Source organism: Dyella flagellata, assembly GCF_030160275.1.
In the GTDB taxonomy this organism is placed as follows: Bacteria; Pseudomonadota; Gammaproteobacteria; order Xanthomonadales; family Rhodanobacteraceae; genus Dyella_B; species Dyella_B flagellata.
In genome coordinates, this window is record NZ_BSOA01000013.1 from 142,509 (window position 1) to 148,977 (window position 6,469).

Sequence of the window (6,469 nt, forward strand, 5' to 3'; positions counted from 1 at the left end):
GGCCTGATGTTGCCTGGTCGAAATTCCTTAGCTTCGCGGGAACGACGACGCGGAAAATCAGGTGTCACGCAAAATGCGCGAAGGCTAGCTCAGAAATTTGAAACCGCCGGCAGCTCCCGCGGCTCGTGTTCGGCCAGCAGGCTGCCATCCAGCAAGCGCGGCAGCAGTTCCAGCGCATCTTCGAAACCGGTGATCGGCACGTAGGGAATGCCCGAAGCACGGCAATGCTCGATCAAGCGATGCTTGGCGAATACGAAGTCCACGCGGTCGGCCGCACAGAAATCGGATGCGCCGTCGCCGATCAGCAGCGTCTTGCCGCCACCGATCCGCGCCTGCGCTACGCATGCACACTTGCAAGTACCGCTGCGGCAGCCTTCGCTCTGGAACGGCGAAGTGAGTTGCCATTGCCGGGGCGGCTCGCCCGGAGCCAGGTGATTGGCGGCGAGCGGGAGATTATCCAAACCGTAGCGTCCAAGAATTCGATGGATGGCGTAGTCCAGGCCGTCGCTCACGATACGCATGGGCGTGCCGAGTTCCACCGTGCGCGCCACGAAGGCCGGGAAAGCGTGGTCGATCCACAGCCCGTCCAGGTGCTCGTCAAGGTTCTCGCGGCTCACGTCGAGCAAGGCCACCTGGCCGCTCATGCACTCGCGCGAACCGATGCGGCCGGCGCGCCAATCCTGCTCCAGGGCTTCCCAGCCGGGGCGGCCGAAACGATCCAGCAGCGAGTCGATCACGTCCTCGACGGAGATGGTTCCGTCGAAATCGCACAGGATGTTCCAAGCAGCCACGCGCACCGCCCCAAGCTCAAGATGAGCCCCATCATGACGAAGCCCCCCTTTCGAGCGGCTTTCCGACCGTTTTCGCCTACACCCAGCCAAACATCAGCCTGCTTGTGCCAGGAAGCGGCAGTTAGGCCCTGTAACCCGTTATGCTTACAGCCTTTGCGCGCCTTAATTACGGTCTCCAGCCCGTGCCCGATTCCGCACTGCGTCATGCATCCCCCGCTGTTCGCCTGCTCTGCGCGTTGGTCCTGACCACGCTGGTCGGCTGCGCCGCAACCCCTTTGCCGGCCCTGAAGCCGCCAGTACCGCAGGCATGGCGCAACGCGCCGACGGCCACCGCCCCCAGCCCCGCTCAGCCGGACCTGAGGAACTGGTGGCAGGCGTTCAACGACCCGGCGCTGGATGCCCTGGTGCAGCGTGCCCTGGAGCATAACCTGGACGTAAAGGCCGCCTCCGAACGACTGCTCGCGGCGCGCACCCTGTACCGGCACAGCAACGACCCCTATTTGCCCAGCCTGCGTTTCGATACCAATCAGGTGATCCAGCCCGACGCCAGCGCTTCCTACTTCATCGTGGGCTTCGATGCGCTGTGGGAAATGCCGTTGTTTGGTGCATTGAAGAGCACGCAACGGCTCGCCGCCGGCAATCTCGATGCGGCGCGGGCGAACCTGCAAGGCACCTATGTCACCCTGGTGGCGGAAGTGGCGCGTTGCTGGGTCTCGCTGCGTACGGCCCAGCAGCAGGCAAAGCTGCTTGCTGGCGTGCGCGATGCGAACCAGGAAAAGCTGCATTTGCTCCAGCTGCGCGCGGGCCTGAAGCTGGTCGCTCCGACCGAGGTCGCCTCGGCCAAGGCAGAACTCGCCAATGCCGAAATGGCCTTGACCGAGCCGCAGCGCGCCATCAATGCGAACGCACAGCAACTGGCCGTGCTGCTCGGCCAGAGCGAACCCGATCCGGCCTGGCTGGAAGGTGGCGCGCAGCCGCAACTGGGCGACTGGCAAATGACTCACGCGCCGGCGGATTTGCTGCGCACGCGCCCGGAGATCGCCGCTGCCGAAGCGGAAGTGTTGCGGGCGGCTGGCGAAGCAGGGATCAGCCGTGCCGACGTCTATCCGCATATCGGCCTGGGCAGCTCGCTGGATTGGTCGGTAAATCTGTTGACCGAACGCCGGCTCATTCGTTCCGGCGACAGCATTTTCTCGGCCGGCCCGGTGATCGACATGCCGCTATTCGACTGGGGCATGCGCATGGCCAAGGCCCGCGCTCAAAAGCATGGGCTGAAGGCGGCGGTCTACGCTTACCGCCAGGCGGTCCTGCAGGGCGTGGCCGAAACCGAAACAGCCATGGGCGACCTTGAGCAGACACACGTGCGCGAGACCTGGGCCCAGCAAGCGGCGCAGGCACTGGGCGAGAACGTTTCCGCACTGGGCAAGCGCCGCAGCCTCGGCCTCGCCAGCACCTTGGAGTTGCAGGACGCGACGATCGCCCAGGACAACGCCCAGCTCGCGCTGGTATCCGCGCGCGCCGAGCACGACCTCGCCTATGTGTCGTTGTACAAGGCGCTGGGCGGCGCGCCGCAGCCGCCGGTCAATGTCGCCGCCGATTACAAGGCACTGGGCGAGCGCAAGGAAACCAAGTGATGGTGGCGCTGGCACGCAAGACCCTGGTGTACGAATGGCGCCGCTTTCTGCCGGCGATACTTGCGGTAGGTTTCGCCAGCCTGCTGCAATTGCTGCAGGCGGCACTGGTGCTGGGCATCTTCGGTAGCGCCAGTGTCTACATCACCGGCTCTTCCGCCGATCTGTGGGCAGGTTATCCGGGCACGCAGAGCGTGAACCTCGGCCGCCCCATCAGCGAAGACGTAGCGATGCGTTTGCGCATGGATCCGGACGTGGTGAAGGTGGAGCCGTTTCGCTGGGTGGATGCCGACTGGCGTGGCTCGCGCGACACCGGTGGCGTGTCGGTGTTCGTATCCGGCATCGATGTACGTCCCGACGGCATGATGTTCTCGCGGGCCCTGCCGCCCGCGCTGCGAGCGCGCCTGAACGAACCCGGCGCGGTGATCGTGGACAAGGCCGACCTGGACAGCCTGGGCGTCGACATCGGTGACGTCGCAGCCATCAATGGCCAGCGAGTGAGAGTGGTCGGCGTAAGCAGCGGCTTGCGCGCACTGGGTGGCGTGAACATCGTCGCTTCGCTGGAAACGGCACGCGTGCTCGATCTCTCGCGCGACGATGCGGGCATGATGACCTATTTCGTTGCCAAGGTCCGCCATGGCGCGAAGCCTAAAGTGGTGGCCAACCGCCTGAACGGCTCGAATGCGTTCGGGCCGTACACTGTCTGGACGGCCAAGGCTTTCGCGCGCGAATCGAGCCTGTATTGGATGTTCGACACGGGCGCCGGCGCCGGCGTGCTGTTCCTCGCCGGCATCGTGTTCCTGGTCGGTTCGGTGATCACCAGCCAGACCCTGATTGCCGCGGTGATCGGTTCGATCCGCGAATACGCCACTTTGAACGCATTGGGCGTCGGCCGCGGCTCGCTGCGCAAAGTGGTGATGGAACAGGCGTTCTGGGTGGGCGCGCTGGGATTGCTGTGCAGCATCGTCATCGGCCTGATCCTGCTCGTCATCGCGCGCAACCGTAGCGTGCCGATGGATCTGAACCCGCTCACCACCATCGTCTGCCTGGCGCTGAGCATGGCGCTGGCGATCGTGTCCGGCCTGGCCGCCGTGCGCACCTTGCGCCGCGCCGATCCGGCGAGCCTGCTGAGATAAGCATGTCCACGATCGCTTCCACTTCCGCTTCAGGTACTCCGGCGCTGCAAGCCCGCAGCGTGCGCAAGTCCTTTGTTTCCGGCCGCCTCCAAAGCACGGTGCTGCACGATCTCACCCTGGACGTGCACACCGGCGAACTCACCCTGATTTCCGGCCCTTCCGGCTGTGGCAAGAGCACCTTGCTGGCGATCCTAAGCGGCCTGCAGCCCGCGGACGGAGGCGATGTGCGCGCGCTTGGCCATGAACTGAGCGGAATGAGCACGCGGGCGTTGGAATCCTTCCGCCTGCAGCATACCGGCTTCGTGTTCCAGGGCTTCAACCTGTTCCCGGCCTTGACCGCCCTGGAGCAGGTGGAACTGCCCCTGAGCTACATGGGACTGGCCAAGGAAGTGGTACGCAAGCGCGCGGTGGAATCGTTGGAGGAAGTAGGCCTGGGTCCGCGCATGCGGCTGCTCCCGGCCGAGTTGTCCGGCGGCGAAAAACAGCGTGTCGCCATCGCGCGCGCGCTGGCCAAGGAGCCGGAACTGCTGTTCGCCGACGAACCCACCAGTGCGCTGGATGCCGCCAATGGCCAGATCGTGATCGACATCCTGCATCGCATTGCCCGCGCGCACGGCACCACCGTGCTGTGCGTCAGCCACGATCCGCGCCTGGTCCACCATGCCGACCGCGTGCTGGCGATGGAAGACGGCCGCATTCTGAGCGACCATGTGCCGCCCGCTGCTGCCTTCCCCTTGCAGGGAGAAAGCCAGCCCCCGACTCGATCGGGGTATTGAGGTGAGGGACGAATCTTGCGGGCAAGCCTGCTTTCTTTTAGGAACCTATGCATGACTTTGCGTGATCTGCGCCTTCCGTTGGCCTTGCTAGCCGCGCTGCTGGCCGGCTGTTCGCAAGACCAGGCACCCGCTTCCGGGGCCGCCATCGGAGCATCGGCGTATGCGGCGGTAGCGCGTGGACGCATCGACATCGAAGGGGGCTTGCTCAAGCTCGCCATGCCCAGTGAGGGTGTCGTCGCACAGGTCGACGCGCATGAAGGCGACCACGTGCAGAAAGGCCAGTTGCTGGTGCAGTTGGACCCGCAACCGGCCAAGCTGGCCCTGGATACGACACTCGCCGAACAGCAGCAAGCCGCGGCGCAGATCGGCGCGCTGGAACAACGCGCCAAGTCGGCCGAACTGCGCGCGTCCCGGCTGGAGCAGGCCGCCAAGCTTGGCGCAGGCGACGCGCAAAGCGCGGACGATGCGCGGGAAGCCGCACGGCAAGCGCAGACCGAGTTGGCCAACGCTCGCGCGGCCGCGGCACTGGCTATGCAGAAAGTAGCCGGCGCCCGTTATCAGCTGGAACTGCGCAGCCTGCGCGCACCGGTCAACGGCGAGATCGTGCAGCGCATGGTGCAGCCCGGCGCCTCGGTATCGCCTGCGACCGGCCCCGTTTTCGTGATGCTGCCTGATTCACCGCGCATCGTGCGCGCCGAACTCAACGAATCCTTCATCAGCGTCGTGCATGAAGGCATGCCTGCCGAAGTGGACGATGACAGCGGCAGCGGCATGGCACCGCTGAAGGCGCACGTGCTGCGCATAGGCAAGGTGTTCGGAACCAGTACGCTGGAAGACGATCCGCAGGTGCGCGCCACTACGCGCTCGGTGGAATGCGTGTTGAGCTTTGACCAGCCGCCATCCACGCCATTGCGCATCGGTCAACGCGTGCTGGTGAAGTTCCCCTCGAAGTAAGACCCGCAACGAAAGGTGGGGTGCCCATGGGGTGTGCCCCAGTAGCCCCCGCTTTTTTCCTCGCACTGTTGCTGCATGTCGCAACAGTGCGAGCGCGTAAAAAAGGGGGAGGTTGGGGGAAACACCCCCAACCTACGAAGTCAAACATCGCAAACCAGGTCATCCGCACGACCGACGCTCGTTTCGACGCCCGCTGCAAGCGCATCGGCCACAATCGGACCAATCTGCGTAAGCGGCCCGGTCTGCATCATGGCTCCGTGATCGCAATCAATGCCGTGAACCGCCATGCCACCGGCAACAAAAGGTTTCCATGCGTCTATCGGGGGGCGGTCGGCCGTATCGTCGCAAGCCCTGAAAAACAATACGTTTCCATGAAATACCGCGGGCTTGAATTCGCGCATGAGCAGCGCGGACATTTCCAGCTCCTTGGCCATCGAGGCCACCAAGGAATCATCCAGATCGCGCGTTGTATAGCCCAACTCGCCCAGGTGGCGCCGTATGAATTGCTCCAGCTCATCGCCGTTGGGTATGGGTGACGCGCGGTCGACTTCAGGTACGGGATAGCTGTCCAGGATCACCAGCAGCCCTACTTGCTCTCCCTTCTCCTGCAACAAGGTGGCAACGGCATGCGCGAGATAGCCGCCGATCGACCAACCGAGCAGGTGATAAGGGCCGGTTGGCTGAACTGCTTGAATTTTCGTCAGGTAGTCCGCCGCCATGGCGTGGATCGACTCCGCCGCGTAATCGGCCTGGCTGTACGAACGAGACTGCAGCGTGTAGATAGGGTGCCCAGGCAGGTGGCGCAACAAGCCTAGATAGGCCCAGCCAATTCCGGCGCCGGGATGCATGCAAAACAAAGCCGGGCCGTCCCCTTCCGACCTCAATGGCAGCAGCATTTCGCGCGAACGAAATTGCTCGATCGTTTGTCCCGGGGTCTTAAGCCGATCAGCTAGCCCGGCGATGGTCGGTGACTCGTATAGCGCGGTCAGCGGTACGTCATGTTCGTATCCAAGACGTAACAGCTGGATCATGCGCATGGCCAACAACGAGTGTCCGCCAAGCGCGAAGAAGTTGTCATGCCGCCCCACCCGCTCCACGCCCAGCAGCTCCTGCCAGATATGCGCCAGGATCTGCTCGACTTGCCCTTGCGGCGCCTCGTAGCGTTCGCGCGCATACGCCTC

Annotated in this window: 6 protein-coding genes; 4 read left to right on the top strand and 2 right to left on the bottom strand. The window is 64.3% G+C overall.

All coding sequences use genetic code 11. From position 1 onward, the window contains the following. Positions 1 to 89 precede the first annotated feature (89 nt). Positions 90 to 791 (bottom strand): HAD-IB family phosphatase, encoded by a 702-nt coding sequence (locus QQJ96_RS07895; protein WP_404649045.1) that lies wholly within the window; start codon positions 789 to 791, stop codon positions 90 to 92. Between the two features lie 182 nt (positions 792 to 973). On the opposite strand from QQJ96_RS07895, the gene QQJ96_RS07900 reads away from it, so the two are divergent. Genes QQJ96_RS07900 through QQJ96_RS07915 form a run of 4 tightly spaced genes read left to right on the top strand, consistent with a single transcriptional unit; the run spans position 974 to position 5,288 of the window. Continuing rightward, the gene (locus QQJ96_RS07900) at positions 974 to 2,425 is read left to right on the top strand and encodes a TolC family protein (protein WP_284331434.1); all 1,452 of its coding nucleotides are present in this window, start codon (positions 974 to 976) and stop codon (positions 2,423 to 2,425) included. Beyond that, a complete protein-coding gene (locus tag QQJ96_RS07905) occupies positions 2,425 to 3,558 on the top strand; it encodes an ABC transporter permease (protein WP_284331435.1) in 1,134 nt (377 codons plus the stop codon). The genes QQJ96_RS07900 and QQJ96_RS07905 overlap by 1 nt, the downstream gene beginning before the upstream one ends. 2 nt (positions 3,559 to 3,560) lie before the next feature. Beyond that, positions 3,561 to 4,334 carry an ABC transporter ATP-binding protein gene (locus QQJ96_RS07910; RefSeq protein WP_284331436.1) on the top strand — a complete coding sequence of 258 codons (774 nt, stop codon included), beginning with the start codon at positions 3,561 to 3,563 and terminating at the stop codon, positions 4,332 to 4,334. 51 nt (positions 4,335 to 4,385) lie between these two features. Next, positions 4,386 to 5,288 carry an efflux RND transporter periplasmic adaptor subunit gene (locus QQJ96_RS07915; RefSeq protein ID WP_284331437.1) on the top strand — a complete coding sequence of 301 codons (903 nt, stop codon included), beginning with the start codon at positions 4,386 to 4,388 and terminating at the stop codon, positions 5,286 to 5,288. A gap of 140 nt (positions 5,289 to 5,428) precedes the next feature. Here the strand turns inward: QQJ96_RS07915 and QQJ96_RS07920 are convergent. Then, the coding region (locus tag QQJ96_RS07920; RefSeq protein ID WP_284331438.1) for an alpha/beta fold hydrolase at positions 5,429 to 6,469 on the bottom strand (1,041 nt) is incomplete at its 5' end.